Origin of the sequence: Methanosarcina sp. (genome assembly GCF_049706645.1) — an archaeon.
Lineage (GTDB): Archaea > Halobacteriota > Methanosarcinia > Methanosarcinales > Methanosarcinaceae > Methanosarcina.
Map to the genome: position 1 here is coordinate 77,501 of NZ_JBNAKP010000038.1, position 26,589 is coordinate 104,089.

The window sequence follows — 26,589 nt, forward strand, 5'->3', positions numbered from 1 at the left end:
TTAGTTCTATTGATTCTGATTTCTCTACTCCTAACTAAAGCTGGATAAGAGTATAAATTTTTGTAATCACTTTATCATTTCCAGTATCAACTTAGAAGCATTGCCATTACCATAAGGATTAATCCACTCAATTTTAGAATTCATCATCTTTCGAACGCAATGGATTATCTTTTCGCCAGTTCCTGCAATTAAATTTGCATTCACTTCTACTGTTTCCGGCCTTTCCGTATTTTCACGAAGAGTTACGCAAGGAACTTTAAGGATGCAACTTTCCTCCTGTACTCCTCCGCTATCGGTAAGGATCAGTCTAGCTTTACTTTCAAGCTGCAAGAATTCTAGATATCCAAGAGGTTCTATCAACACGGTGCCTTCAGGTACTTCGAAACCAAATTCTTTAATCATTTTCACAGTTCTTGGATGAGCTGAAAAGATAATTGGAAAGTCAAATTCCTTATAGATCTGCCTGAGGCCGGTAAGGATGCCACCGAGACGTATTCTATCGTCCACATTTTCGGCGCGGTGGGCCGTGGCTACAAAATACTTTTTTTGACTTAAGCCGAGTTCTTTCAGGATATTGGCGCTTTTATTTGCTATTTCAAGATTTTGATATGCCGCGTCGACGATTGTATTTCCGGTAACAAATATTTTCTCTTCTGGGACGCCCTCATTCAAAAGGTACTGCTTGGAAATTTCGGTGGGAGCAAAGAGGTAATCTGAAATGTGATCGGCAATGATCCTGTTAATTTCTTCAGGCATATTTCTATCGAAAGACCTGAGTCCTGATTCAACGTGCCCGACTTTGATGTGAAGCTTAGAAGCTGCAAGAGCTCCGGCAAGGACTGTGTTTGTGTCTCCTTGTACTAAAACTACCTCGGGTATGTCCTTCAACAAAATTTCTTCAATTTTAGAAAGCATTTTTCCTGTCTGTTCCCCATGTTTACCGGAGCCCGCTTCAATGTTATATTTCACTTGGGGAAGTTTCAGCTGTTCAAAAAAGATCCTATCCATTTCGTAACTGTAGTGTTGACCAGTATGAATAATATAATAATCTATAATCTGTTTTTCACATTCCCGTATGATAGTACTCATCTTTATTATTTCGGGTCTAGTGCCAAGAATGATTGCGATTTTCATTGTTTATCCTTATCTTGTTAGATTCATTATAATTAGAATAATCCTGACAGAATATCAAATTATATAAGGTTAATATTGGAAAATATTCCGTAACCGGTTGAGATTTTGCCATTTCTTTTTTTGCTCTATTATATTTTTAAGGTTTACATGTTAGTTACCTGATAGTAATTCGCAAAATGAAAATGCGAATACAAGTACACATATTTCATTAAAAAGTATCAACTTATTTTATAATGCATGCCTAATTTTAGGAGGCTTTCTCGTAGATTTGACGCAAGGTATCTTTATATAAAATCCAATCATATTTTTCTTGGACTAATATTTCTGCATTTTTTCCAATTGAAGATAACCTTTTCTTATTTTCCAGGAGTTCAGAAATAATTATAGGGTATTCATCAATATTATCTTCGATAATAATATTTACTCCATTTGTATAATCAATTCCCTCAGCCCCTTTGAATGTGGAAATTACCGGTTTCCCCATAGCCATATATTCTAAAATTTTAAACCTGGTTCCACTCCCATACCTTAATGGACATATGCAAATGTCACTGTCTAATAGATACTTTTTCACATCATCTACATATCCCAATACTTCGACATTTTCGGGATAATCAAACGAAGGAGGATTTCTTCCAATTATAATGAATTTAATATCGTTTTTGAAATTAGGTGCAATCTTAGTACAAATCAATGATACTGCATCTATGTTAGGTCCGTAGTTTAAAGACCCCATAAATAAAATTTGCAACATTCCATTTTTATCTCTTGTATGATTTTTCTTATAATAATCATATTCATTAAAGCAAACACAATTTGGAATTATTGAGATACTTCCCTCAGCTTCTGGTATTTCTTCTAATATTTTGGATTTGTCTCGCTCAGAACATACCAATGTATGTGTAGCATTTTTTATCGCATTTATCTCAATTTTTTTATCTCTTTTACATGAAACACTATTGTAAATTTTTTCTTTAAAATTATAGGCCGGGAAACTAAAAAATTCCCAGTAGACATTGTGTTCATCTAAAATATAATTCGTAATGTTCTTTTTTTTCAGGAGATTATAAAAATAGGGGCCCTCGATCTGAATTAAAGAGTTTCTACAATTACTGAATGCTTCCTCTGGAGTTCTGAAACTATAATTATTAGATGTTAATCCAGCATAATAATATCCTAATTTATCTAATTTTCCATTATATTTTTTTGATTGATATAAGTTTATACCTTCAGTTTTCCCATAATATTCTACATTTTCATCTACAGCAAACATTGATACATCTGTAATGTTAGATGCTAATTTTGCAATATTTAATATCCGAAGGTAACCACCAGATTTGCTAGGATATAAAGGAGTTGAGCTTAAAATGTTAACAGGTTTGATCAATATATCACCGGTAAAATCAATATTTATGAATAATTTTTTGTCTTCGCCATCGCATTATTTGTATTTTCAGGATTGATTTTTTTCAGTGACGTATTTGTTCACACTTTTATTCTTCTGAAGCAGACTAGTTAGAAACAGACTAGCTAGAAATACACTGGCGAAGGAAAAGAAAAACCTAGAGCTGTTTGAGTTGGGTTCAAAATTTCGATTCTTCATATTTTTGACCACAAACAGAGATTTCTTTTAGTTTTATTGATGATGATTCGTCTTCTACGAAATATTGGTTAGGAGGAGTTGAAGATAGTTTTGGAACGAGCCCATTTAGTTATTCCAGAATGTTATCAACCAATTGACGGTAGATGACCTAAGTTTCAATCATTTGAAAAATAATATGTTGAAAATCAGATTCAACAAATTATTAAATATTATTATACGACTCAATCAATTTTCGGCTCATAACTTGCCAATTATACTCCCTTTCAAAGGCTTTTCTTCCATTTTCACCCATTTTTAAACACAGCTCTGGATTATCTTTTAGTTTCAAGATTGACTTTTTCAATAAATTATGATTACTATAAGGTACAATTAGGCCACAATTATCTTGTTTAACTATTTCAGCCATACTAGTTTCTTCGTTCACAATTATCGGAGTGCTGCACATCATAGCTTCAAATAATTTATTTGGGCTGGCAAGTCTATTATTAGGAATTTTGGGATCATAGAAACCAAATATAAGATCGGCACTCAAAGTAAAATCAATATATTTTTCATAATTTATCCATCCAAGATAAGTAACATTTTTTGTTTTACTCGATATTTCCTTGAACAAATTTTCATCTTCTCCCATACCTGCTATAATAAATTTTATATTATCCAGATCTCTAATTGAATTTATTAATTCCATCAATCCCCGAGTCTTAGATATCATTCCTCCATAGAAAATAATAAACTCGGTATTTGGTGAGCTCTTAGGATTAACTATTATATCATTGGGACAATTCATAATTACATCCATTTTTTGAATTTTTGCCTCTTTAATTTGAATATACCTAGAATTGTCAACAATGATTACAAAATCCACAAATCGTATACAGAATTTCTCAAAGCTTGAAACAATATTCCTAATTGAAGGCGGAATGTTTTCAGGTAAAGACTCTGCGTAAAAGTCAAAAATATCGTAGACTATTTTTTTCTTTTGTATAGTTTTTGTAAGTATTGCTGGGATCAATGTATCAAAACAGCAAGAATGGATAGTCTCAGATTCGCTTCTTAACAAAAAAAATAACTCATAAATCCACCAGATTAATAAGTAAGGTATAAGTGATAGCTTACCATAAGGAGCCTTTAATCCAAAATATTTGATGTTTATTCCATTTTTGGATTCCACTCTTGATTGATTAGAATTTCGATCCCAATATAAAATACGAACAGAGTAACCTGCATTCTTTAGACTTTCTGCCTCTTTTTCTACTCTTGCAGGCTTTGAACTTGATCTTACAAAGACAACATTTTTCATATTACAACCTGATAATATTAGTTAATTTAAACCGAAATCGTATATTTCTGAGATTCTTCTAATCTCGACGACTGTTCTCCAGGATATCTCTCAATTCGGAACCAATCTACAAATTTATTCAAGCCTTTAGTGATATTGAATAGTGGCGTGTATCCGATCATTTCATTTCCCAAATCAACATCTGCAAGTGTGTCCTCAGTATCTCCTTTTTGTTTACCGGCGTTTATTACCTCAGATGATGAACCGGTAATGGACCTTAAGTTTTCAATCAAGTCATTTACACTGATCCGATTTCCACCGCCAATATTCAAAACTTTTCCATCAGTTGCTTTATTGTAAAGGAGCCTTTTGTTTGCTTCTACAACATCCTCAATATAAGTGAAATCTCTAGTTTGTTCTCCATCACCAAAGACAGTAATAGGCTCATTTACGAGCATTTTTCGAGTGAATATTGAAATTGCAAGGTCAGGCCTCATTCTTGGCCCGTATACTGTAAAATAGCGTAATGAAGTGGTTGGAAGTCCATATACTTCATAAAATACTCTGCAGTAATGTTCTGCAGCTAGCTTACTAACGCCATATGGGGACACCGGCTCTGTGGGGTGTTGCTCATCAAAAGGAAGGTACTTTACTTTTCCATAAACAGAAGATGAAGAAGCGTTAATGACTTTTTTTACACCTGCATCAAGAGAAGCTTTAAGCACATTCAAGGTGCCCAGGACATTTATATCGTTTGGCTTAAAGGGATCTTCAACTGAAATCCTAACACCTGCCTGAGCAGCTTCATGATAAACATAATCTACTGTGCTGTCAATTATCTGCTTCATTCTGGTGAGATCAGTAATATCGGCATTGATAAAGGCCGCATCCCCACTGTTAAGGACAATATCGAGATTTCTCTTCTTCAGGTAAATGGAATAATAAGGATCAAGATTGTCGATGACTACAACCTCATGTCCGTTTTTCGCAAGGTTTTCTGCAATATGGGAACCAATAAAACCTGCACCGCCTGTGATTACGATTTTGGACATTTTAAACCAGCTCTTTATAAACCTGGATCGTTTTCTTCACAGTATCTTTCCAGGAATGATTCTCAACTACGTTTCTTCGTCCATTTTTCCGGAATTCTTCTGCAAGAGATGAATCTGAAAGAACTTTTGAAATACTGTCTGCAAGGGCCTGAGGGTTCTTCACAGGCACGAGCAATCCACCGCCGTCCACAATATCGACAAGCTGCGGAAGTTTGGAACATACAACCGGAATCCCACAGGACATTGCTTCGAGAATTGCTCTTGGGACTCCTTCTTCAAGACTCGGTAACACAAAAACACTTGAATGCTGATACATATCCACGATTTCGGAATTCGGGACAAAATCTTTCATAATAATACTGCTTTCCAGATTTAGATCGCGTATTTTTTGAAGAATCCCATCCTTGTCAGGACCCCTGCCGACCATTGTAAGAGTAACATCAGGATGCTTTGTTTTTAAAATATTGAACGCGTCAATAAGATAGTCAAGACCTTTGCCTTTCACATACCTGCCAACCCAGAGCAAATTTTTTGTGTCAAAACACGGTTCCCTTTTAGGAACAAACAGATCTGTATCGATGCCGTTATGGATTACTTCGATCTTCTCAGAATTTATCCCCAGATCGATAAGCTCTTTTTTTTCAGTTTCAGTGTAACAGAGTATTTTGTCTGCGGCCGCAAAAGTTAGACGTGCCCCTGTTACTGTATAAAGGTCTTGAAACCACTGAGGAGCAGTTTGGGAATTTAAGCCGTGATTAGTTATGACAAGAGGAGTTGAGCCCATTTTTCTTGCAACTGCAGTCAGATTGGTTGAGAAAAAAAGATGTGAATGTGCATGAACAATATCATAATCGGATTGCTCTCGAAGAAGGTCAAAAAGCATAGCAGGCATTATAGAGTTACCGAGTACTTTTACAAGTGGTTTGAAATTATGGATATAATAACCATCAGCTGCTTTGTAATCGGATTTGACACCTTCTGAAGCAGTATATACAGTTACATCGTGCCCTAATCTTACCTGCTCTTTAGACATTTCATGTATATGGATGCCAAATCCACCGACCATGTGAGGGTAAATATCGGGTGCAACTCGCAGTATTCTCAAAAAAATCCCCTTCTCATAATTTAATTTAAGCCATCCTCGCTTCCTTCATGACTGCAGATACCGAATGTAGCAGAATCCCTGTCAAAGCCATGAAGGTTCCCACAACAATGAACAGGACCATAAGCATTGTAGGCCCGAACTGCAGGGCACCTCCCATAGTGAAGTTTTGCAGGAATATTGCACCCATATAAAGTCCTCCAACTCCTAGAGAGAGACCAGGAACCGTGAAGTAATATAGGGGTTTGTTGAATTCAATATCCTTTAAGACCATGAGAAGGACGCCAAATCCGTGTTTAATCGGGCTTAGAGTTGAGCAATCTACATCATAACGGACACCAATTTCAACTTCTTTTATGCGGAGTCCGGATTTGCCTGCGTCTGCAAGCATTTCGCTTTCTATTGCCATTCCCTGGGCATTGAAGCGGAAGATATCTTTTGTAGAGGCTGCAAAAGCTCGAAACCCACTCTGGGAATCTGTAATTTTGAGGCCTGAGTTCAGATTGGTAAACCTATCCAGAATTGTCTGCCCGACACGGCGATAAACTGGAGTATTTTTATCCGGGCCGTTCAGGTAGCGGCTGCCGTTAACCATATCTGCACTGCCTTCAATGATCGGAGCAACAAGTTTCGGGATATCGACAGGGTTGTGCTGGCCGTCCGAGTCCATTGTCACGATTATATCGGCCCCCAGATCGGCTGCGGCCGTAAAGCCGGTTTTTAGAGCTCCTCCTTTTCCCTGATTAACTTCATGGATGATCACTTCGGCTCCGGCTTTTCTGGCAACATCGGCTGTGCGGTCTGAGCTTCCGTCGTCAACGACGATTACATTGTCTGCATAGAATCTGGTAAGGAGAACGATACTTCCAATGGAGACTTCTTCATTGTAAGCAGGAAGGATAACCGTGATATTTTGGGGAGCGGTATCTCTCTTGCACGCTTTCTCCTCGTATTTATTAACACTCATCCCGCTTTTGCCCATAAGCAATCTATTGCCCATTTGAATAACCCCATAATTATATTATAAAATCGTCCATAGAAATTTAAATTGTTTAGACACCAGTTGAATAAATAGGCAGGCTTAACTTCGAGATTTAACTCGGGATTTTCCACAACAGGTGCCTGAATAACTATTAATGATACTACACAGCCTCAGTTTGCGTGGTCACCTCTACTAGAGAATGTATCACAATCCCTCTTATTGTCATATACACTCCGGCAACCGATAGAAAAGTCATCAAGAATACAGGCCAGTAGTGCAAATTTTCTATCCCAAGGATAATTGCTTCAAGAAACTTCAAACCCATGTAGAAACCGCATGTAGCAAGGGCAAAACCTGGTACTGCGTAAAAGTACAGAGGCTTATTGACCTCTATATCCTTGACTAAAGTTTTCAGGACTCCAAGGATGTACTTGATCGGATCTCTGACCTGGTCTCCAAAGTTATGATGGGTGCCTATTTCGACTTCTTTTATGCGGAGTCCGGATTTACCTGCATCCGCAACCGTCTTGCTTTCTATTATCATGCACTGGGCGTCGAAGTGAATGATATCTTTTGTAGAAGCTGCAAAGGCACGGAAAATACTCTGAGAATCTGCAATCTTGCGCGGACTCTTGTTGGTAAATTTGCCCAGAAGTGTCTGCCCGACACGGCGGTAAACAGGAGTGGTTCTTTCCGGGCTGTTTAAATATAAGCTACCGTTAACTATGTCTGCGCTACCTTTAATAATCGGGGCAACTAATCTGGGGATGTCAGCAGGATTCTGATGGCCGTTAGAACTCATTGCCACAATTATATCGGCGCCAAGATCGGCTGCAGCTTTAAAACCCGTTTCAAGAGCAGCATCTTGACCTCTGTTAGTCGTGTGTGCTATCACTTCAGCTCCAGCCTTTTTTGCTATCTCGGCGGTCCTATCTGAACTGGCATCATCAACCACGATTACATTATCGGCGTAGAGCTTGGTGAGAAGGACAATGCTTCCGATGGAAACTTCCTCATTGTAGGCAGGAAGAACCGCAGCGACATTTTTAGAGATTTTGCCCACCGTACATTTAGTTTTATTGGATATTTTGGGCTGGATACCGTTGTCCCTAAACAACTGGTTACTCATTTTTGGATAACCCCCTTAATTTATTATGCGATTATATCATGTATTTAGAGTGAATTTACGTATGAAACCCTAAAAATCATTTAATCCTTCAGATTAAATCTTTTTAGCAATACAGTATGAATTTTTTAAAGTAAAGTTTAGAAAACAAATATATAAGTTTATTGACAGTTGAACTGTTATAAAATAATAACTAGGAGATAACAGTACCAATAGGGCCCATATCATCACAAATATAAAATTATACTATTGAGATAACGGACTTTTAATGATTCATGTTAATTAGAGATTGTTAAAAATATAAGATTGTTTTGATAAAAAGGAAGTTTCAAAATTCACATCACAGAGACTCCGTAATTTCAAGATTTCAGTTCCGCAGGCTAGGGAACTGCTTGAGGATTTATCCCGAAAGATCCGAAGTTTTAAAGCTTTATTATTCATGTCCACAACTTGCCGCACTTCTTCAATATACAAAAGGAAGGAAATTAACAAAATTAATAGAGATAAGACAGGCTAACTGTATCTTCTTGAACAGGAGACAGAAGTATGAAGAAGTAGAGTAACATCAAAAATATCCATATAAGTGAATGATCAAGCTTCAATATCAGAAAAGAATAACCCTCTCGAAGGAGTTAAAAAGAAAAAAATCCAGAAAAAAAAGAAAGAGGAAAATTATGGACAAATGAAGAGTTCTAATAAAAAGTCCTGGGGCAAAAAAAACGACAGAGTGAATGGTATGTAATTAAGTAAAAATAGGTACAAAATCAGAAAAGAAGTTTCAGATTTGCATCCTTGAAAAAAATAGAGCGAAAGAATAAAATGCATTAGAAAAATATTTACTTTCCTCAAAGAAAAAAGATTTACTTCTTGAAAGAAACTGGAAACATATAATTTTGACTCGAAGCCGGATGACCTTCATGACCGGAAAAAAAATTCCCTCAGACATCTTGATTATCATGGGGCTTATGCTCTTTACAGGCACCTTTGTGCTCACTCCCGGATTAAGTGAAACAATGCTCCGGAACACACTAGGGCTACCTTTTGTGCTTTTCCTGCCAGGGTACACCCTGATTGCAGCGCTCTTTCCTGCAAAATCTGATCTTGACGGGATTGAAAGGGTGGCTCTTTCATTCGGACTGAGCATCGCAATCGTGCCCCTAATAGGTCTTGGCCTTAACTATACTCCGTGGGGCATCACAACCCTCCCAATCCTCATAAGCCTGTCAGCTTTTATTTTTATCATGTGCGGGCTTGCATATCTAAGGCGCGCAAAGCTTCCAGAAACTGAGGCTTTCGATTTCTCCTTGAGGGCAGCAGCACTTTCGCTCAAAGCCGAAATCATGGAAAATTCAGAATCAAAGCTGGATAGAACTCTTACGGTTTTTCTGATTATTTCAATCATCCTGTCTGTAGCAACCCTTGCATTTATAGTTGTGAGTCCTAAAGAAGGAGAACACTTCACAGAGTTTTACCTTCTTGGATCTGAAGGAAAGGCAGACAATTATTCTATAAAATACTTTCTTGGAGAGAGCGGAACCGTAACAGTAGGAGTTATAAACCATGAATATAGGGCCGTAAATTACACAATGGAATTGAAGCTTGAAAATGAGTCACTATCCATTCCGGAAAATGTGAAGCATATTACCCTTGCCCATAATGAGACATGGGAAGAGCCAGTTATCTTTACACCTGCCTTTGAGGGAAAGAACATGAAGCTTGAGTTCTTACTCTATAATGAGAGTGAGAAAAATACCCCTTATAGAGACCTTCATCTCTGGATAGATGTAAACAAAACAGAAGCAACTGATGATTTAAGAATCCAGGAAAGGGGGCAACTGTAAATAGTCAACCTCCTTAAATCCCCTAACAATCTTTTACGCAGGTTTTTAAGTTGCATTCCCTGCTGTCTAAGAATCCCCGTCTATGCTGTTCAATCATCCTGATTGAGCTTTTTTCTTTAAAAACTCCAACTTCAATCTTATAAAGTTTTTGTGTTCGATATGGAACTCATCCTGGGGTCTGTACTCTCTGGCAAGAACTAGTGTGCAAGATTAGTCTATACCTTAACGAAAAACATTGATAAAATTCTGCTTTTATTAATATTTCAGAGCTTCATGGAAGCTGAGCTACCATTGAAGCGGCGGACTATCAAGAAAAATTTATATGGTATTTGAGATAAGAGTTTGTGTGTAGTGTTTGTGACGTACAGCATTTGAGAATTTATTGTAAAAAATGATAAAAATTTTTGTCAAGGAGTATACAAAATAAACCTAAACTCGCCCCATTAAAAAGGAGTTATTCCATGCAAAAGTCAACTAATTCTCGTAAAAGACGAAAAGAACTGAATTCCCTAATCATTGCATCATTTCTCGTTTTAGCTCTACTGGCAGTTTCTCTTGAAATCGTATCCTGTGGCAGTCTTGAGTCATCCAATTCTCCGGAAATGAGGCATGCTACAGAGAAAATATCTGCCCAAACCCCTGAAGAAGATAATTTGGAAGTTACCTCGACCTTAGATGAAAATCTAGGCATCTTCAAAAAAATTAAACCATATGTACACATGTTATACATGATTGGGGGAATAGGAACAGCATTTCTGGCTTTCTTTGTATTTCCACGCCTGGCTTGGAGAGAGAATAAACTTACGAAGAATTCCCTAAAAACTCTATATTCGCTTAAAACCTGGAAAATAGCCAGAAATGAGGAAACTGCTCCGGAAAATTTTGAGATCAGAAAACGCAGATTCTTTACTGCGATACCGGTCCTGTGTATAGCTTTTGCTGAGGTCTTGATATTTTTGGGAAAAGTGGAAATCGCAATCTGGGTGCATATTGGAAGCTTGATTGCACTTTCACTTTCCAAGATATTCGTAAAAGACTCTGAAGTTCAGAAAATCCACCAGGCACTGGTGCTTCTCCCTATCCTGAGACTTATAAATCTCTCGATGCCTGTCTTTTTTGAAACAACCCTCTACACCTTTATCTTTGTCTATGGCGCCCTGGCAATCCCAGTAGCGGTCATAATACTCCATCAGCGGCATTCCCCTGAGCAGATCGGAATTTCCATCAAGAATATCGGAGCCTATATGGTTCTTTCAATCCCCTTAGGTTTGGTTCTTGGACTTGGAGAGTACTTGATAATAAAGACAGAGTATTTGATTCCGGATCTCACTTTCGGAAATCTACTTAAGCTTATGCTTATTATGGTTTTCTTTGTGGGCTTAATTGAAGAGCTTATTTTCAGGTCAATCCTCCAGACGAGACTCGAGCAGGCATTAAGTATCAGTGAATCACTGTTAGTTACGAGTTTACTGTTCGGACTTATGCACTCAGGGTATGGCACCTTTTATGAAATCTTGTATACAAGCTTTGTAGGGTTCTTAATGGGGTTTATCTTTTATAAAACGAAAAGCCTGCCTTTTATTGCTGTTTTGCACGGCTTTATTAATGTCTTTCTTTTCGGGATTCTTCCCTACTATTTAAGTGGCTGGACAGGTGTCTAATACTTTCTAAATTAGTTTACAAAACGAATTTTCAAATTTATTTCAAGTTTTGTCTTCAGGTTCTCATAATTTTATTCAAGTTTTACGGCTTAATTTTTCTAGTTCTATAATTACTTTTGATGTATAACTTCCTTTACCTCAGAAAACCTGAAAAATTGAACGTGCTAAACGGCTGAAAAATTAAACTTCAGAACTTAAAAGATCACATAAGAAGTTAAAATTGTGTACAAAATCTCAATAAAAATTTGCGAATAGAGACTGAAAAAACCTAAAAGATAGAAATTCAAAAAATAAAGATGTGAAAGCGATTGGCCTGTCAAAAAAGTAAAGAATTAAAAGGTAGATCCCGGAAACGTGGGATCAGACAATCTCTGAAATTTTGAAAACGAGAATTCCTACAAAAACAGAAAGTAAAGGCAGAATTCCCAGGTTGAACGAGCTGTTAAGAGAGCTATCCCATTTTTCGGATGCTGAAAGGACTTCTTTAAGAGAAAGAAGGGCTATAAGTCCGATGATGACTGAAGCTCCATACTGAGGAAGCCCAGGAGTTGTAACCATGGAAATCGCACTTGCAGATATAGCGCTCGAAGAGATCGCACTTGACGAGATAACGCTCAATAGTATGATAATTCCCCCGTTAATATAGTAGGTTTACCCATTTTACTCATAAGGTACTGATAAAACTATCCCAACGTATAAAAAACTTTCTTTAGAGAGAGGTGGTTCGTATATCACATCATTCGAATAGGCAGTTAGGAAAAAAAGTAAAAATCCTGCTAACAGACGAAAATCAACTTTATTTTGCTTTCTTTGCAAAGATTGGAAAAAGTTAAGTGATAAAAAATATTATTGGAATTACATAGAAAAGTTGAGAAAGTAATATAAACATTCAACAAGGATATTAAAACAATTACTAGAAGTTTTTGGCATTAAAGTAAAAAATTTATCTACCGGGGGGTTTAGAATAGTCAGTGGATAGCATAGCATAAATTTATTGGAGTTTGATAGGTACAAATTTTCATTTTTTGCCACGAGAGCCAACTACTGTAGATAAAACTTTATACTATGATTATAAAAATATTTGCTGTGTATTTTACAATATAATCCAGTAGAATATTTTGCGAAGTGATGGTTTCAACCTTGGCATAATATAAAATAAGTTTAATAATACTTAATTTGAGAAGGAGTAATTTCCGTGCACAAGTTGACTAATTTCCTCAATAAAAGAAAACAATTGGCTTTTATGGTTGCCTCCCTTTCGGTTCTGGTTTTAATGGTAACTTCTCCTGCAGCTGCATCCGTTAATACTTGGGATTTTTCCCCTCAAAAACCTGTTTGCGGAGACACCATTAGTATAAAAGGAAGTGCGTCTCCGGAAGATAAAGTTGATGTATTCGTGACCTTTGAGAAAACCGTTCCTGTCTCAGCGGGAAAGTTTGAATATACTCTTGAAGATGTAAAAATTCCAGGGGGCTTAAATAATTTCTTTACAGTTGAGGCCAGGGGAGCCAAGGATCTCAACGTGAGGGTAAAAATGCTTATCTGGGTAACAAAAAGCTCAGAGGCTTCAGGGAATATTGCAACCGTATCTCAATCAAGTGTCCCTCCAGGAACTTACGTGATAAAGGTAGATGGGAACGCTAATGAAGGAACTGCATATGTGGACCTGAAGATTACAGCTTTTCAGGGGATAGAAGTTGATTCAAATGGAGATTTCAGTTACTCCTATAACACAAAAGCTGTTCCCTCGGGAGACTTTGAGATAGAAGTTGGGGATATGATGAAAAAAGTAACTATTGAGCCTGAGGGGAACTCAAACTCAGCTTCAGATTCATTTTTCATAAGTTCGTCTTCTGCAAAGACCGAGTCTTCTTCATCAAAAGAAAATGAATCTTCTCTTTCACCAGAGAATGAGACTTCTCTGGAACCAAAAGCTTCCGAAACTCCAGAAGAAATAATGGATTCCGAAATCTTAACTCCCGACAAAGATCTGGAGGAGAGGAAAATCCAGGCACAGCCCTCGGAAAAAACTACCCAGAAATCCAAACTTTTCTTGTTTTTTGTAGATAAATTTTATTTGCTGATAGGAATGGGAGCGGCAATTCTGATTCTGATCATATACTCAAGAAAAAAGTGAAGCAAAAAGATCATTCCAGGAAATAAGCCATGGAAGAAATTTTGTTTTAATGAGAGGGACCCATAAAATTGTTTGATAAATAGGACGGAGGTATGTATATTTGAAGAGAAGTCTACTGATAATTGCATTAACTTTATTTATATTAACCTCTGCAACAGCAATTGCAGATAACAATGAGAAACATGCAAACCCTATTGGCGACATAAATTTTACCGATAGGGTTGTCTATATTGTGGACCATACCAGCGACCCGGAAGAAGGGAACTGGATCACAATGGGCTGTCCATCTGAGGAAAGAAAGATCCAGCTTCCTCAGCCGATAAAGCTTACGTATTCAGGCCTCAAGTTTAAAAAATATGGAGGAGCTTCCGGAACTCTCTATAAAGATGAAAATGAAAGTTACACGATAACTTACCCATCAAATTCTCTTTACCTCACCCATCCAGTTTACCTACCTGGGGAGAACGTGAATATGTCTTTCCATGGGGATTGCTCTCTGAAAGGAGCTGTGGAAATCTACCTTTTCAACATCACCTCAGAGTCCACTTACGGAATTTTTGACGCCTTCAATGCAGGAGATATAGGGAACTTAGACAGCCTCTTTCACAGTAACATGGACGGAGAGTATACAAAATACTCTGCTGCTATCGGAAAGGATGGCGATATACTAAATCATAACTTTGGGCCGCTTAATCCGGGGCAGTACTGTATAGTTATAGTCCAGCAAGATAAAGATGGCAGCCTGACAGCTCTTTCTGCAACTGCCTTTATAGTTGCAGAACACGAACTGTGCGCTTCGGCCCCTTCAAGTATAACAAAAGGGGAAAACCTTGACATAATCATGGGCCTTAAGAATGTTCCCGATAAATGTAACTGTACTTATGGCGCTGTATTGATCAGGGATCAGGCGTATAAAGCGAATATAGAAATAGACTCAGACGGCACCAAGAATGGGACTTCAGTAACAATAAACGAAATAGATCTTATTGAAGAATTTAATGTCAGTTCCTCAAATTACAGGTCAAAATTTACCAGAGATGAACTTCAGACAGAAATACAGACCATAATAGGAGAAGGCAAAGGTTCCATAGCTATAGGAGAGAAAGGCCAGGATAGATTATCACTTACAGCTTTTGATCTGCCGCCAGGCTGCTACTACCTCCTTGCGGGAGCATACAACCCAGGTAAAGGACTTGTAGGGCTTACCCAGATAAAAGTAGAAATCAAATCCCCAGGCAGTAGTAACGGAGATGGAAAAGAAGATAATAAAAACAAAGATTCAAAAAATAAAAAGGACAAAGGCGCTTTTCCCGAATCTGAGGAAAATGTCTATTCCAAGGAACAATGCAAACAATTCATTAATAGTGGTAGTCATATAAAGTTTGGATTTACTGAAGAGAATACTTGCGTCAATTACCTGAAATTCAATTCCAAGAAGACTACTGAATCCACAATAGCTATTGTCGAAGAGCTGAGGGAAAAATCTGCACTGGTGACCACCAAACCTGAAGGTGAAATCTACAGTTACATCAATATCCAGGTTGGAGACAACGACTTTGCAAAGCCAGATAGTCTTGAAGATGCAATTGTGGGTTTCAAGGTGAGTAAAGACTGGATCGCAGAAAATCACATTAGCACTGATTCGATAGTCCTACAGCATTGCAGCGGAAAGCTTTGGAATCCGCTTCCAACGAAAAAAATAAGCGAAGATAAGAATTATGTCTACTTTGAGGCTGAAACTCCAAGTTTCTCTCCGTTTGCAATAACTGCAAGAAAGAATATAACGGTAATAGAGGAAGCAGCAGAGGCCCAAGGATCGCCAGAATTAAAATCACCAAATGAACCCAACTCAAACATAGAGTCCTACATGATCCCTCATGAAAATAAAAGCCAAATAATTACAAAGTTAGTCAATTTCTCTGCCGGATTCCTTATAGTCTTCCTCATTGGGATGATTATAATAAAGAAAAAGGGTCATTTAACAGCAAAAAATGGAGATTCTAAAAGATAGAAATAGAAAAAGTTTAGTTTATTCTGAGAAAATTTAAAGTAAAGACATAGACTGCCCTTAAAGCAGACTTGAAGGCTGCTATTTAATTGAGGGCAGTCTCCATTTTTATTTTAAAACGTAAGCTGCTCTTAAAATCTATTAACTCAGGCTTTTTAATCCTTCCTGCAGTTCAACTTCTCCTTTCCACCAGCCGGAAATTTTTGAGACATCGGCTTTTGAATCCTTAACATCACCTGCCCTTGAGGCGGCATGTACGATCCTGCTGGAAGAGCCAGTCAACTTAATAATATGTTCGGCAAGTTCCAGAACTGTCACGCTTTTTCCCATAGCCACGTTAAAGACCTGACCATCACCATTCTCAAGAGAAGCAGCGTTTGCCCTGACTACATCCCTAATATGCACGAAATCCCGACTTTGAAGTCCATCCCCATAAATAACAAGGTCCTTTCCTGACTTTGCCCTCTCAAGGAAGATTGGAATAACAGCTGCATATGGGGATTTTGGGTCCTGGCGGGGGCCATAGACATTGAAATAACGCAGGCAAGTGGTCCGAAGCCCGTGATTCTCATAAAACATCCTTGCCAGATACTCCCCATCAAGTTTAGAAATAGCATAAGGAGAAGCCGGTTCAGGATACATGTCCTCGCGTTTTGGAAGGATAGGATTATTTCCGTAGACCGCAGCTGAAGAAGCTGTCACAAATTTATCGACCTCGGCTTTAACGCAGGCCTTCAGTACATTTAAGGTCCCAAGAGTGTTAATCCGGAACGCCTCATCAGGTCTTTCACAGCTTAAAGGTACAGATACGAGGGCAGCTTCATGAAAGACACAATCCATGCCCGAAACCGCCTTTTCTACTGAGGGAAAGTCACAGATATCTCCCTGAATGAACTCGACGTTTTTATACTGCGGAATGTTTCTGAGGAAACCTGTAGCAAGGTTATCCAGAATCCTGACAGTGTGTCCTGCTTCCGCAAAATATTCAGCTATATGGGAGCCTATGAAACCTGCTCCTCCTGTAACTAGTACTTTCATGCTTGCAAGAATGGGAAAAATACAAAATAAAATTTTCTATGCAGCCCCAGGGAATTATAAAAAAGGCTGAAACATTCCCAGAGTATGCAAAACATAGCACCGGCTGGAAAAAGTCTTTCAAAAGAGGGAAAAATATTTCATACTAAGAGACCTTATCAATAAAGGGAGTCAAAAAATTGGGAAACTAAGGGTACTTTTCAGAGAAAATTGAGCCTGATAAAGAAGTATATCATACTCGAAACTGAGGTTCGGAAGTAGAGAATAATACCAGCAGAGCTCAGATTCAAAATGTAAAGGTATCTTTTTCCTTATTTCCTGCAAAAAACCGCCTGAAAGGATAAGCCTGACTTGGAAAAAGTGCAAAGAAAGCAGGTTGATGGAAGGATTACATAAGTATAAATTCAAAGAAGACAGAGTATAAAAAGATTTTACTAGTGGTAAAAATGGCCGGAAATCGAGAACTTCCTCTGGACCTGCTGATTGTTGCAGGTTTTATACTTATTACTAACATCTTCGTACTCGTGCCTGTACTTAGTGGCAGTTTCCTGCGCACATGCCTGGGTATTTTTCTGGTGCTTTTCTTGCCAGGTTACGCCCTCGCTGGAGCTATCTTTCCGGCAAAAAAAGATCTTGAAGGAATTGAAAGAGCTGCAATCTCCTTCGGACTGAGTATTGCAGTAGTCCCAATACTGGGACTTAGCCTGAACCATTCTACCTGGGGAATCAGGGAGGTTCCTGTACTAATAGAATTTTCAGTTTTTATTCTCCTGATGTGTGTAGTCGCATACTACAGAAGAAGATTGCTGCCTGAAGCCGAAGCTTTTAGAGTCTCATTCAAAACGTATTTCTCGAGCGTGAAGGCCAAAATTCTTGAGAAGCCCGAGTCAAAAACTGATAAAATTATTGTGTTTATCCTGGTCTTTTCTATCCTAGCTTCTATGGGAAGCCTCGCCTATATAATAGGTAACCCTAAAGAGGGAGAGCATTTCACTGAGTTTTATATTCTTGGAAAGAACAGGACAACAGAGGACTATCCTACAGAATTTGTACAGGGAGAAAAAGGAACAGTTATTGTAGGAATCGTGAACCACGAGTACAGACCCGTAGATTATACAATGGAAGTAAGGCTTGAAAACCGGTATTTACCTCTTCCGGAAAGTCAGAAACAGGTAAGTCTTGGGAATAATATGTCCTGGGAAGAACCGATTACTTTTACGCCGCCTTTTGAAGGAAAGAATATGAAGTTAGAGTTTCTGCTCTTTAATGAAACTGAGAAGACCGTGCCTTATAGAAACCTGCATCTCTGGATTAATGTTACTGAGGAGGCCTGAAAATGGCAGTTCCGGACTTTCCACCTTCAGAGCTCGAAGCAGGAAAGGTCTCTCTGCCTGAGCTTGGGAAAATGTTTAAAGTTCAAACTGAAGAAAAAATCGGATTCCTGAAAAAGATATTCTATGCAGGAATTCCTGTAACTGCAATTACTCTCATCGAATTATTAATCTTCGGAGGAAGATTAAAAGAAGCCTCAATAGCTTATACTTTGCTTCTGCTGGCGCTTTCATTTTCAATCGCAGTTACGAAAAAGCATGAGATACGGAAGATCTACCAGGCCCTTTTGCTTTTGACAATTTTTCGATTAATAAATTTTTCAATGCCGGTCTTTTTCGAAAAAAATCTTTATTCGTTCGTATTTATTTATGCGCCTCTGGCAATTCCAATAACTATTGCTACCATTCATCAGAAAATTGTATATGAGAAGAAAAGAGACACTCTGAGGAGGATGTGGATCTACTTCCCTTTGTCTGTCCTTACGGGCTTTGCCTTCGGGCAAGCAGAATATGTACTGATCGGCGCCAGAGAGCTTATTCCGGATCTTTCATCGACAAATCTGCTGGCACTCATAATCATAATGGTTTTCGTTGTGGCGCTGGTAGAAGAGCTCATTTTCAGGGCAATTCTCCAGACGAGCCTGGAAAGATTTTTAGGGCCAGCCGCGGGAGTTCTCCTTTCAAGCCTCCTTTTCGGGATAATGCATTCTACTTACGGCACGCCCTACGAAATGGTATATACCTTCCTTGTAGGAGGTTTTATAGGATACTTATTTTACAGAACCCGAAGTCTTCCCCTTGTGGTAATGATTCACGGCTCGATAAATATATTTTTGTTTGGGATTATTCCGCACTTAGGCCCCGGGCTTGGTTTGATATAAAAATATAAGAAATACTGGAAGAAACCTATGAAAATTAGCGTATTCGATCTTGAGAAATGAGATAAAAGCTCAGTACAAGATAAAAACTGAGTCCTGATCACTTATTGAAGTCCTTTTCTTTCAGGGATCATCTTTTTCCTGCTATGAGAGGAGCCATCTGGAAAATGACCCTCAAGCCCGAATATCGGATGCTGGCAAGAAGCAACATATCCTGAAACCTTTCAATTTCTAAATCTCAAGCTTTTTCTGAATTTGAAATTCAATGGATGGAGCCAGAAAATCCGAACCAGAAAATCCAATAGTTACAGGTGATAGAGGGAGGCAAAAGTTTACCTTAACCAGAATTCCTGGAAAAAAGAGAAATTCCCTCAAGTTAGTGCTGGAAGCTTGCTTCAAAAGAACCAATTAAGGAAAAAGCTAAAAACAGAGCAGTAGGTTAACTTCTCCTGCTTACTGATCAGAATTTTGGTAGGGACCAGCCCCTTATTGTCAGTGCAGAAGAGCAGAATAAGAGTCTAAAGAATAATAGACCTGCAGCCTTCTTCAGGAGGAACCGCAAATTATAAATATACATCTTTAAAAGAAGACTGCCATTCTTTATAATCAGAATTTATTTGTTCCGGAGAAAAACTTATGGCCAGGTGTGCAGACCGTTTCTGGGAGATTGATTGTCTGCGAGGATTTGCCGTCCTCTTGATGCTCCTGTATCACTTTCTTTATGACCTGGACTTTTTCGAGCTTGCGGATATTCAGCTCGGATCCGGCCTCATCCTGTATTCAGGCAGATTCTCAGCTTTACTTTTTATTCTCATCTCAGGAACTGCCCTTTCTATAAGCCATTCAAGAGCCCTTAATAAAGAGTACGGTGGAAATGAAACAGAAAAATTCTCAAAGTACCTGAAAAGAGGACTCAGACTTTATATAATGGGACTCTTGCTCACAGGCATAACCCGGATTTTTTTACCTGAAGAGTATATTGTCTTCGGAATTCTGCACTTTTTTGGGGTTTCGGCTGTGCTTGTATATCCTTTCCTGAGATATGGGAAAGAAAATTTCTTCTTCAGCCTGTTCTTCGGCCTCTCAGGACTTTATCTGAGGAATATAACTTTTGGGTTTTCCAGCCTGCTCTGGTTGGGTTTCACTCCAGAAAACTTCAGGACCCTCGACTACTTTCCTATATTTCCCTGGTTTGGAGTACTGCTCGCAGGAGTTTTCCTTGGAAATTCCCTGTACGCAGGCGGAAAAAGGCAATTTGAAATTCCCTATAACGGAAAAAATTCTCTATTCAGGCTGTTTTCTAGAGTGGGTCAGTATTCTCTGGCTATATATTTCATTCATCAACCACTCTTTCTCGGATTCCTATTCCTGAGCGGACTACTCAATCCGAATATCCTATGAAAGCTACTTAAAATTAAATCTGAAGAAGATCTTCTCCCCAGTTCATCTTTGCGACTCTAAAGTTACAGGAGATCCAGAACCTGCTGGTTTTATATATTATCCAGCATACGTAATTTGCATATCTGTTTGCATGCACTGATGTACTGATTAATTTCGCCTGCTCCCTGAAAAATAATCAGGATATAATCAGTAGGACTTACGCAGTTGAAACGGGAATCAATAGCGTTAAACCTTTAACTCTATAAAAAGCATGTTTAACTATACTGTTTATTGTGCTTGATTTCATATCTCAAGTGCATAAGTCCTAATCAGGATAATAATCTCAGAAAGAGATCAGGCTCCTATTTTCAATCCGATAAAGGAGCAGGCAGTGCAAAACCAAAAGCAGAAGATGGAGAAAAGAATGTATCTGGAAATTGCAATGTTTGCCTATTTTGTAGTTCTCTTCCTGACCCTTCGGGATATCCGGATCTTTAAAAGAACGGGGTATTATTCTTACAGGAAAGGAGCCCTGAAGGGACTTGCAGCTTCTTCTCTGATTTTGATAGGAGCTATTGCTGTTAAGGCAAAACCGGATCTTGGGCTGCTTTTTGTATTAATAGGACTCTTTGTTAACCGTAAAGGGATAAGAGAGCGTGTTTTTACTAGTGCAGGAACTCTTGACCGCTTTCTCGGAAAAACGGATTATGTAAAGAGAAAGTAAGAGAATATACATAGGGACAGAATATATTTAAATGCAGGATATCCAAATGTCCTATAATGAGAGTATGCTCAAAATATAATTATCGATGCTCCAGAGATGCTGCAAAAATATACATTTAAAGGAGAATTGTCGGTATCTATTACACGCTCAATTAATTGAAAGAAAGAATGATAAGCCTCAGAGCTTTAGAGTGGAGTATCGACCCCAAAACTTATAAATCTCAAGTGACCTATTAGTCGACAAAATCATTATCAATCAAAATTTTACATCCAGTTTTCGCTAAACCTATCAATTCGAGAGAAGAAAATAAATATCAAAGGACTATTTTCTATCTCCGGCTTCACGTTAACCAGAATTCACAGGAAAACATCTGAGATAAACTAGAAGTAGAATTGAATAACTGGACTAAAAAACAGCAAAAACATCCGAGAGGAGATACGATGGGAAATATAAGACAGACAAACATAAAAAGAACAGCATTCGGACTGATTGAAAACCACGGAGACGTCTTCACAAAAGATTTTGAAACTAACAAGATTCTTGTGACAAAGTACACAACCATTGAAAGCAAAGTTATAAGGAACAGGGTTGCAGGTTACGTCACAAGAAAAGTTGCACGCATGAAAGTATACTGAGCAGAGAATTTACTTCCGGGACACAGGTGGGGATATCTGACATGTTTGAAGGAGCAATGCCTGCCCTGATAACTCCTTTTACAAAGGATGACAGGATTGACAGGGAAGGCCTACAAAGGAATATTGCATTTGTTGAAGAGGGAGGAGTTGCAGGGATTGTGCCCTGTGGCACTACCGGAGAATCCGCGACTCTTTCCGCACTTGAGCATGAAGAGTTAATAGATATTGCAGTTGAATGTTCAAAGGTTCCTGTGATTGCAGGAACAGGCTCAAATAACACAGGAGAAGCTCTCCAGTTTACAAAACACGCTGCAGACGCGGGTGTTGATGGTGTGCTTCTGATTTCTCCCTATTATAACAAGCCAAATTCTGCAGGCCTGCTTGCACACTTCAAGAAGATTGCAGAGGCAGTCGATATTCCTATGATTCTGTATAATGTTCCTTCCCGCACAGGACAGGACATGCCAGTAGAAGTTATTGCCGAACTTGCAAAAGTCGAAAATATTGTGGGAATTAAAGAAGCCAGCGGAAGTGTCAGTAAAGTTTCCCAGATCCTCGAAAGTACTGCAGATGAGAATTTTGTGGTTCTTTCCGGGGAGGATAATTTGACTCTTCCGATTCTTTCTGTAGGAGGCAGAGGAGTCATTTCTGTTGCTGCAAATATAGTGCCCGACAGGATGTCCAGAATGGTAAATGCAGCTCTTGCCGGAGACTACGAAACCGCAAGAAAAATCCATTTTGAGATTGCCCCTCTGATTCGTGCCCTTTTCCTGGAAACAAACCCGATTCCGGTCAAAAAAGCTGCAGAACTTGCAGGCCTTGCAAGCGGGCATCTGAGGCTTCCACTCGCGCCCCTTAGCGGGATAAATACTGAAAAGGTTGCAGATGAACTCAGGAAATTGGGGGTTATGGAATGATTAACGCAGCAGTACTCGGAGCCTGCGGCAGGATGGGCTCTTTAATTGTGGAGAATATTACCAGTTTTACGGATATGCAGCTTGTTGCTGCTTTTGACATCAATAATTTCGGAAGAGATGCAGGGGAATTTGCCCATGTAGGGAACCTGGGAGTCCAAATCTCGGATGTCAAAGATCTTGAAACTGTTCTGAAAGAAAGCAGAGCTAATGTCCTTATCGACTTCACAGCAGCTGGCGCAACCGTAGTTAACGCTCCAATAGCAGCCAGAGCCGGAGTAAATCTCATAATAGGAACTACAGGGCTAACTCCGGATCAGCGAACAGTAATTGATGATGCTATCCAGAAAGGCCAGGTAAGTGCCGTTATCTCCCCGAACTATTCGGTAGGCGTTAATGTCTTTTTCAAGATCATCAGGGAAGCTGCAAAATACCTTGCAGATTATGATATCGAGATAATAGAAGCTCACCACAACCAGAAAAAAGATGCCCCAAGCGGAACCGCTCTCAGGGCAGCCGATGTTATCAGTGAGGCTCTGGGTGGAAAAGAATACGTCTACGGCAGAGAAGGTATTGCCCCGCGCGGAAAAGAAATCGGAATTCATGGAGTTCGCGCCGGAGATATTACAGGCGACCACACCGTCCTTTTCGCGGGTAATTCCGAAAGGATTGAAGTCAGGCACATGGCTCACTCCCGCCAGATTTTTGCCAAAGGTGCAGTGCGTGCAGCCGAATGGATCTGCAGGCAAAAGCCCGGAATTTATTCCATGGATGATGTGCTCGGTTTGTAAAGCAATATCTCAAGGCTCAGTAATTTAAAAGAAAACTTTTGAATAACAGGCGGGTCTGAGTTTCTGATCAGGCCCACCCATATTTTCAATTCGAAGCAGCTTGTCTATTTTTTCTGATATTTTTTAATTTGGATCGAATTGAATTTATTTGTATGATATCAATAATATACCAATTCGTTAGAAAGTTATAAATAATGTTAAATAGGAAATAGGATACTGCTTGCTTGCTTGCTTGCTTGCTTGCTTGCTTGCTTGCTTGCTTGCTTGCTTGCTTGCTAGTATTAAGCCCTGAAATCTCAAAATATCTTATCATCCCACAACAATAAGGATACATGCTTGCAAGCAATATTCCAGTAAAACTGTTCTAAGAAAAAAATGCAAGCCTGGAGAAAAAAGATCGGAGCTGAAAGCAGATGTAAACTCTGACAGGCATGAGCCCTGATAGACATAAATCCTGATAAAACCGCTGGCTCAGGCAGGATCATTTACGGTTGAAGGTGAGCCCGGAACTCAAGTTTTCAGTCCTATCCGCAATAACGAAACTTTCCAGTATTCCCAGTTTTTCCCCTGTACCGCTTTCCGTGAACAAGGAACCTATCCGCCGCTGAAACGAAGCAGAGGCCGTGATTGAAAAAAATGGGTGGAAGAGGCCTGAGTTCAGACAGAGAACAGAGAACAGAGTAACAATGGCCTTATTCACCGAGAGTATAAGGAAACTTATGGGCTGGTATCCGACTAAAAATTCTTTCGGACACTCCTCTCTAAATAGAAAAAATTTATTCTTTCAGGCTTTTTAAGAGTTGTTGAAAATTCTTTTCGTCCACGAGTTTCTGGGCGTTAAGCATCCTTTTAAATTCATCGACACTTTTCATGCCGCCCTTTCCGTCAAGCCTGTCCTTTAGTTCCATTGCAGCTCTTAAAAGCCCGGTAGCTTCTTCGTATAAATTCTCGGCCTCGGTCGTTGTAAGTTCTTCGGTTTCCAGCAGTTCTTCATTTGCTTTTGCTTTTGCTTTAAGTTTAGGAATGAGAGTCCTTACTTCGGCAACTTCATTCGGGTCAGTAGATGCTTTTTCATTCAGTTCCCGGACCAGATCTTCTAATTTATACTCCGTTCCGTCTATCTCTATATTTTCAGGAATTTTCTTCCCTGCCCAGGCAAAATCGCTCCTGAGGCTCCAGAGGAGTTTGTTCCGTTCCTGAGTGCTAATGTATTCTGTATTTGCTTTTTTTGTGTTTTTTCTGTCCGGCAACATGAATTTTTTCTCCTATTCAAGCTTACTTAATTATTTCTTCGCCCCAATTCATATCTCTTTCTATGCCCTCCTGAAGAAACCGCCTCAGCATGAATTTAAACAGGAAAGTTAATTTTCTTCTTAATCTCAGGTTTAAGCTTCAAAAGGGTTGGAACAGGTAGAGACTTTGAAATAAATTAATTACTGAAAGGCTTTAAATATTAAAGAGTATTAGAAATTATCGGGGAAATATAGACTAACTGGACTTAAAGAAATAGAGTTTGTACAAGGTAAGTTAAGAATTGATCCCTTATATACAACTTTATTATTTATGATCCTAATTATGAGATAGAAGGGAGTGAAAAACTTGAGGTATATTAATAAAATACTAATGGTAACTGTATGTCTGGTTGCACTGAGTGGGATTGCAACAGCATGTGATGAATGTGGAGATAAAGAATGTAAAACCCCTGGTTACTGGAAAAACCATCCGGAAGCCTGGCCCGATTGTATTACAGTTGGCGGCGTTACATATTCTAAAGAATGTGCAATAGCCGCAATGAAGGAGCCTGTGAAAGGGGACAAGACGTACAACATGTTCGATGCACTCGTTGCTGCAAAACTGAATGTAGCAAACGGTTGTTATAAGTCATGCGAGACGACGGATACAATCAGAGGAGCCGATAGGTGGATGAAAATCTACAAGCTTGGAAGTGGTGTAAAGGCAAGCAGTGATGCATGGCAGGAAGAGTTTATATTCTTCACCTTGACGTACCCATCCGGAGAAGCCATGTACCAGAAGCTCGATGCTTTTAATAATGGCTATTAATGCCGATAAAAATTCAGTATAAAGAATCAACAAATCCATAAATCTAATAAATCTCGATGACTAACTTAATCTTCACCCCACCGGAAAACCGGTGGGGCTTCAAGATAAAATAAGCTTCAAACCGAAATAAGTAAGCTTTTAACGAAAATAAGATTTTAAGCAAAGTAGAAATACTTTAACCGGATCAAAAATTCTCCCTCCGGTTATAGCAAATTTTTTCTGACCCCTCTAATACTCCTCTAATTTTGATGTCTTTCTGAAGCTATCTTTATTTTTAGAGGTTCCAGAGGAGTTTATTTCGTTCCTGTGTACTAATGTATTCTGTATTTGCTTTTTTTGTCTCTTTTTCGTCCAGCAACATGAATTTTTTCCTCGATTCAGGCATGCTTAATCATTTCTCTGCCCCAATTCATATCTCTTTCTATGAATCCCTCGCATTAAAGATTAAAGGATTGACAAGTGGAGACTTTACAATTAATTACATACTGAAATGATTTAAATATTAAACAATATTAGTAGTTGTTGGGGAAAAATAGGCTAATTAGTTAGTGAACAGAAAAGTTTGGAAAAATATAATATATGGAATATATGGATTCTAATCTTTTCCTGTTTCCACCCTTTTTAGCCAGAGGTAATTACATACACGGGAGTGAAAAACTTGAGGTATCTTACTAAAATATTAATGATAACTGTATGTCTGGTTGCGCTCAGTGGAATTGCAGCATGTGATGCAGTAGAATGTAAAAGCCCAGGTTACTGGAAAAACCACCCGGATGCTTGGCCTGTTCAATCTATTACAATTGGCGAGATCACATATTTGAAAGGAGATGCAATAGCCATAATGAAACAGCCTGTAGAGGAGGACAAAAGCTACCTAATGTTTGATGCACTCGTTGCTGCAAAACTGAATCAAGC

Annotated in this window: 25 protein-coding genes; 15 read left to right on the forward strand and 10 right to left on the reverse strand. The window is 38.7% G+C overall.

Going from position 1 to position 26,589, the window contains the following annotated elements; all coding sequences use genetic code 11:
- Nucleotides 1–66: 66 nt before the first annotated feature.
- The 7 genes from wecB to ACPK8D_RS13545 all read right to left on the reverse strand — a co-directional run bounded on the left by wecB (nucleotide 67) and on the right by ACPK8D_RS13545 (nucleotide 8,281).
- Nucleotides 67–1,134 carry a non-hydrolyzing UDP-N-acetylglucosamine 2-epimerase gene (gene wecB, locus ACPK8D_RS13515; RefSeq protein ID WP_424718384.1) on the reverse strand — a complete coding sequence of 356 codons (1,068 nt, stop codon included), beginning with the start codon at nucleotides 1,132–1,134 and terminating at the stop codon, nucleotides 67–69.
- A gap of 247 nt (nucleotides 1,135–1,381) precedes the next feature.
- Nucleotides 1,382–2,521 carry a glycosyltransferase gene (locus ACPK8D_RS13520; RefSeq protein ID WP_424718385.1) on the reverse strand — a complete coding sequence of 380 codons (1,140 nt, stop codon included), beginning with the start codon at nucleotides 2,519–2,521 and terminating at the stop codon, nucleotides 1,382–1,384.
- A 418-nt stretch (nucleotides 2,522–2,939) separates the two neighbouring features.
- Nucleotides 2,940–4,037: a glycosyltransferase family 4 protein gene (locus ACPK8D_RS13525; RefSeq protein WP_424718386.1), complete on the reverse strand. Its 1,098-nt coding sequence runs from the start codon at nucleotides 4,035–4,037 to the stop codon at nucleotides 2,940–2,942.
- A gap of 26 nt (nucleotides 4,038–4,063) precedes the next feature.
- Nucleotides 4,064–5,068 carry an SDR family oxidoreductase gene (locus ACPK8D_RS13530; protein ID WP_424718387.1) on the reverse strand — a complete coding sequence of 335 codons (1,005 nt, stop codon included), beginning with the start codon at nucleotides 5,066–5,068 and terminating at the stop codon, nucleotides 4,064–4,066.
- 1 nt (nucleotide 5,069) lies between these two features.
- Nucleotides 5,070–6,173 carry a glycosyltransferase family 4 protein gene (locus tag ACPK8D_RS13535; protein WP_424718388.1) on the reverse strand — a complete coding sequence of 368 codons (1,104 nt, stop codon included), beginning with the start codon at nucleotides 6,171–6,173 and terminating at the stop codon, nucleotides 5,070–5,072.
- 25 nt (nucleotides 6,174–6,198) lie between these two features.
- Nucleotides 6,199–7,170: a glycosyltransferase family 2 protein gene (locus tag ACPK8D_RS13540; protein WP_424718389.1), complete on the reverse strand. Its 972-nt coding sequence runs from the start codon at nucleotides 7,168–7,170 to the stop codon at nucleotides 6,199–6,201.
- A gap of 142 nt (nucleotides 7,171–7,312) precedes the next feature.
- Complete coding sequence (locus tag ACPK8D_RS13545; protein ID WP_424718390.1) at nucleotides 7,313–8,281, reverse strand: glycosyltransferase family 2 protein; 969 nt, start codon at nucleotides 8,279–8,281, stop codon at nucleotides 7,313–7,315.
- 389 nt (nucleotides 8,282–8,670) lie between these two features.
- On the opposite strand from ACPK8D_RS13545, the gene ACPK8D_RS13550 reads away from it, so the two are divergent.
- The 4 genes from ACPK8D_RS13550 to ACPK8D_RS13565 all read left to right on the forward strand — a co-directional run bounded on the left by ACPK8D_RS13550 (nucleotide 8,671) and on the right by ACPK8D_RS13565 (nucleotide 11,780).
- Nucleotides 8,671–8,841 (forward strand): hypothetical protein, encoded by a 171-nt coding sequence (locus ACPK8D_RS13550; protein ID WP_424718391.1) that lies wholly within the window; start codon nucleotides 8,671–8,673, stop codon nucleotides 8,839–8,841.
- A gap of 20 nt (nucleotides 8,842–8,861) precedes the next feature.
- Nucleotides 8,862–9,020: a hypothetical protein gene (locus ACPK8D_RS13555; RefSeq protein WP_424718392.1), complete on the forward strand. Its 159-nt coding sequence runs from the start codon at nucleotides 8,862–8,864 to the stop codon at nucleotides 9,018–9,020.
- 175 nt (nucleotides 9,021–9,195) lie between these two features.
- Entirely contained in the window at nucleotides 9,196–10,119 is a 924-nt protein-coding gene (locus ACPK8D_RS13560) for a DUF1616 domain-containing protein (protein ID WP_424718393.1), read from the forward strand.
- A 461-nt stretch (nucleotides 10,120–10,580) separates the two neighbouring features.
- Nucleotides 10,581–11,780 (forward strand): lysostaphin resistance A-like protein, encoded by a 1,200-nt coding sequence (locus tag ACPK8D_RS13565; RefSeq protein WP_424718394.1) that lies wholly within the window; start codon nucleotides 10,581–10,583, stop codon nucleotides 11,778–11,780.
- 360 nt (nucleotides 11,781–12,140) lie between these two features.
- Here ACPK8D_RS13565 and ACPK8D_RS13570 read toward each other — a convergent pair whose 3' ends face one another.
- On the reverse strand, nucleotides 12,141–12,398 hold the full coding sequence (locus ACPK8D_RS13570; protein WP_424718395.1) for a hypothetical protein: 258 nt from the start codon (nucleotides 12,396–12,398) through the stop codon (nucleotides 12,141–12,143).
- A 577-nt stretch (nucleotides 12,399–12,975) separates the two neighbouring features.
- Here ACPK8D_RS13570 and ACPK8D_RS13575 point away from each other — a divergent pair.
- Nucleotides 12,976–13,917: a hypothetical protein gene (locus ACPK8D_RS13575; protein WP_424718396.1), complete on the forward strand. Its 942-nt coding sequence runs from the start codon at nucleotides 12,976–12,978 to the stop codon at nucleotides 13,915–13,917.
- A 100-nt stretch (nucleotides 13,918–14,017) separates the two neighbouring features.
- Nucleotides 14,018–15,928: a TIGR04279 domain-containing protein gene (locus ACPK8D_RS13580; RefSeq protein WP_424718397.1), complete on the forward strand. Its 1,911-nt coding sequence runs from the start codon at nucleotides 14,018–14,020 to the stop codon at nucleotides 15,926–15,928.
- A gap of 138 nt (nucleotides 15,929–16,066) precedes the next feature.
- Here ACPK8D_RS13580 and ACPK8D_RS13585 read toward each other — a convergent pair whose 3' ends face one another.
- Nucleotides 16,067–16,963, reverse strand: a complete 897-nt coding sequence (locus tag ACPK8D_RS13585) for an SDR family NAD(P)-dependent oxidoreductase (RefSeq protein ID WP_424718398.1) — start codon at nucleotides 16,961–16,963, stop codon at nucleotides 16,067–16,069.
- A 443-nt stretch (nucleotides 16,964–17,406) separates the two neighbouring features.
- Between ACPK8D_RS13585 and ACPK8D_RS13590 the strand changes: the two genes are divergently transcribed.
- The 7 genes from ACPK8D_RS13590 to dapB all read left to right on the forward strand — a co-directional run bounded on the left by ACPK8D_RS13590 (nucleotide 17,407) and on the right by dapB (nucleotide 23,613).
- Complete coding sequence (locus ACPK8D_RS13590; RefSeq protein ID WP_424718399.1) at nucleotides 17,407–18,294, forward strand: DUF1616 domain-containing protein; 888 nt, start codon at nucleotides 17,407–17,409, stop codon at nucleotides 18,292–18,294.
- A 2-nt stretch (nucleotides 18,295–18,296) separates the two neighbouring features.
- Nucleotides 18,297–19,172 carry a lysostaphin resistance A-like protein gene (locus tag ACPK8D_RS13595; protein ID WP_424718400.1) on the forward strand — a complete coding sequence of 292 codons (876 nt, stop codon included), beginning with the start codon at nucleotides 18,297–18,299 and terminating at the stop codon, nucleotides 19,170–19,172.
- A 633-nt stretch (nucleotides 19,173–19,805) separates the two neighbouring features.
- The gene (locus ACPK8D_RS13600) at nucleotides 19,806–20,570 is read left to right on the forward strand and encodes a heparan-alpha-glucosaminide N-acetyltransferase (RefSeq protein WP_424718401.1); all 765 of its coding nucleotides are present in this window, start codon (nucleotides 19,806–19,808) and stop codon (nucleotides 20,568–20,570) included.
- A gap of 403 nt (nucleotides 20,571–20,973) precedes the next feature.
- Nucleotides 20,974–21,273, forward strand: a complete 300-nt coding sequence (locus ACPK8D_RS13605) for a hypothetical protein (protein WP_424718409.1) — start codon at nucleotides 20,974–20,976, stop codon at nucleotides 21,271–21,273.
- 440 nt (nucleotides 21,274–21,713) lie between these two features.
- Complete coding sequence (locus tag ACPK8D_RS13610) at nucleotides 21,714–21,908, forward strand: 30S ribosomal protein S17e (RefSeq protein WP_424718402.1); 195 nt, start codon at nucleotides 21,714–21,716, stop codon at nucleotides 21,906–21,908.
- 41 nt (nucleotides 21,909–21,949) lie between these two features.
- Complete coding sequence (gene dapA, locus ACPK8D_RS13615) at nucleotides 21,950–22,825, forward strand: 4-hydroxy-tetrahydrodipicolinate synthase (protein WP_424718403.1); 876 nt, start codon at nucleotides 21,950–21,952, stop codon at nucleotides 22,823–22,825.
- Nucleotides 22,822–23,613: a 4-hydroxy-tetrahydrodipicolinate reductase gene (dapB, locus tag ACPK8D_RS13620; protein WP_424718404.1), complete on the forward strand. Its 792-nt coding sequence runs from the start codon at nucleotides 22,822–22,824 to the stop codon at nucleotides 23,611–23,613. Before dapA ends, dapB begins: the two co-directional genes overlap by 4 nt.
- A gap of 776 nt (nucleotides 23,614–24,389) precedes the next feature.
- On the opposite strand, the gene ACPK8D_RS13625 is transcribed toward dapB, so the two are convergent.
- Nucleotides 24,390–24,866 carry a DUF5788 family protein gene (locus ACPK8D_RS13625; protein WP_424718405.1) on the reverse strand — a complete coding sequence of 159 codons (477 nt, stop codon included), beginning with the start codon at nucleotides 24,864–24,866 and terminating at the stop codon, nucleotides 24,390–24,392.
- Nucleotides 24,867–25,236: 370 nt separating this feature from the next.
- Between ACPK8D_RS13625 and ACPK8D_RS13630 the strand changes: the two genes are divergently transcribed.
- Nucleotides 25,237–25,674 (forward strand): hypothetical protein, encoded by a 438-nt coding sequence (locus ACPK8D_RS13630; RefSeq protein WP_424718406.1) that lies wholly within the window; start codon nucleotides 25,237–25,239, stop codon nucleotides 25,672–25,674.
- A gap of 658 nt (nucleotides 25,675–26,332) precedes the next feature.
- A partial coding sequence (locus ACPK8D_RS13635) for a hypothetical protein (protein ID WP_424718407.1) occupies nucleotides 26,333–26,589 on the forward strand: 257 nt, incomplete at its 3' end.

What these genes read in the sequence shown, in the direction of transcription:
- ACPK8D_RS13610 (WP_424718402.1), top strand. Translation starts at nt 21,714, where the DNA reads ATGGGAAATATAAGACAGACAAACATAAAAAGAACAGCATTCGGACTG.
- ACPK8D_RS13605 (WP_424718409.1), top strand. Translation starts at nt 20,974, where the DNA reads ATGTATCTGGAAATTGCAATGTTTGCCTATTTTGTAGTTCTCTTCCTG.
- dapA (WP_424718403.1), top strand. Translation starts at nt 21,950, where the DNA reads ATGTTTGAAGGAGCAATGCCTGCCCTGATAACTCCTTTTACAAAGGAT.
- ACPK8D_RS13525 (WP_424718386.1), bottom strand. Translation starts at nt 4,037, where the DNA reads ATGAAAAATGTTGTCTTTGTAAGATCAAGTTCAAAGCCTGCAAGAGTA.
- ACPK8D_RS13560 (WP_424718393.1), top strand. Translation starts at nt 9,196, where the DNA reads ATGACCGGAAAAAAAATTCCCTCAGACATCTTGATTATCATGGGGCTT.
- ACPK8D_RS13590 (WP_424718399.1), top strand. Translation starts at nt 17,407, where the DNA reads ATGGCCGGAAATCGAGAACTTCCTCTGGACCTGCTGATTGTTGCAGGT.
- ACPK8D_RS13540 (WP_424718389.1), bottom strand. Translation starts at nt 7,170, where the DNA reads ATGGGCAATAGATTGCTTATGGGCAAAAGCGGGATGAGTGTTAATAAA.
- ACPK8D_RS13625 (WP_424718405.1), bottom strand. Translation starts at nt 24,866, where the DNA reads ATGTTGCCGGACAGAAAAAACACAAAAAAAGCAAATACAGAATACATT.
- ACPK8D_RS13600 (WP_424718401.1), top strand. Translation starts at nt 19,806, where the DNA reads ATGGCCAGGTGTGCAGACCGTTTCTGGGAGATTGATTGTCTGCGAGGA.
- dapB (WP_424718404.1), top strand. Translation starts at nt 22,822, where the DNA reads ATGATTAACGCAGCAGTACTCGGAGCCTGCGGCAGGATGGGCTCTTTA.
- ACPK8D_RS13530 (WP_424718387.1), bottom strand. Translation starts at nt 5,068, where the DNA reads ATGTCCAAAATCGTAATCACAGGCGGTGCAGGTTTTATTGGTTCCCAT.
- ACPK8D_RS13545 (WP_424718390.1), bottom strand. Translation starts at nt 8,281, where the DNA reads ATGAGTAACCAGTTGTTTAGGGACAACGGTATCCAGCCCAAAATATCC.
- ACPK8D_RS13585 (WP_424718398.1), bottom strand. Translation starts at nt 16,963, where the DNA reads ATGAAAGTACTAGTTACAGGAGGAGCAGGTTTCATAGGCTCCCATATA.
- ACPK8D_RS13630 (WP_424718406.1), top strand. Translation starts at nt 25,237, where the DNA reads ATGGTAACTGTATGTCTGGTTGCACTGAGTGGGATTGCAACAGCATGT.
- ACPK8D_RS13595 (WP_424718400.1), top strand. Translation starts at nt 18,297, where the DNA reads ATGGCAGTTCCGGACTTTCCACCTTCAGAGCTCGAAGCAGGAAAGGTC.
- ACPK8D_RS13565 (WP_424718394.1), top strand. Translation starts at nt 10,581, where the DNA reads ATGCAAAAGTCAACTAATTCTCGTAAAAGACGAAAAGAACTGAATTCC.
- wecB (WP_424718384.1), bottom strand. Translation starts at nt 1,134, where the DNA reads ATGAAAATCGCAATCATTCTTGGCACTAGACCCGAAATAATAAAGATG.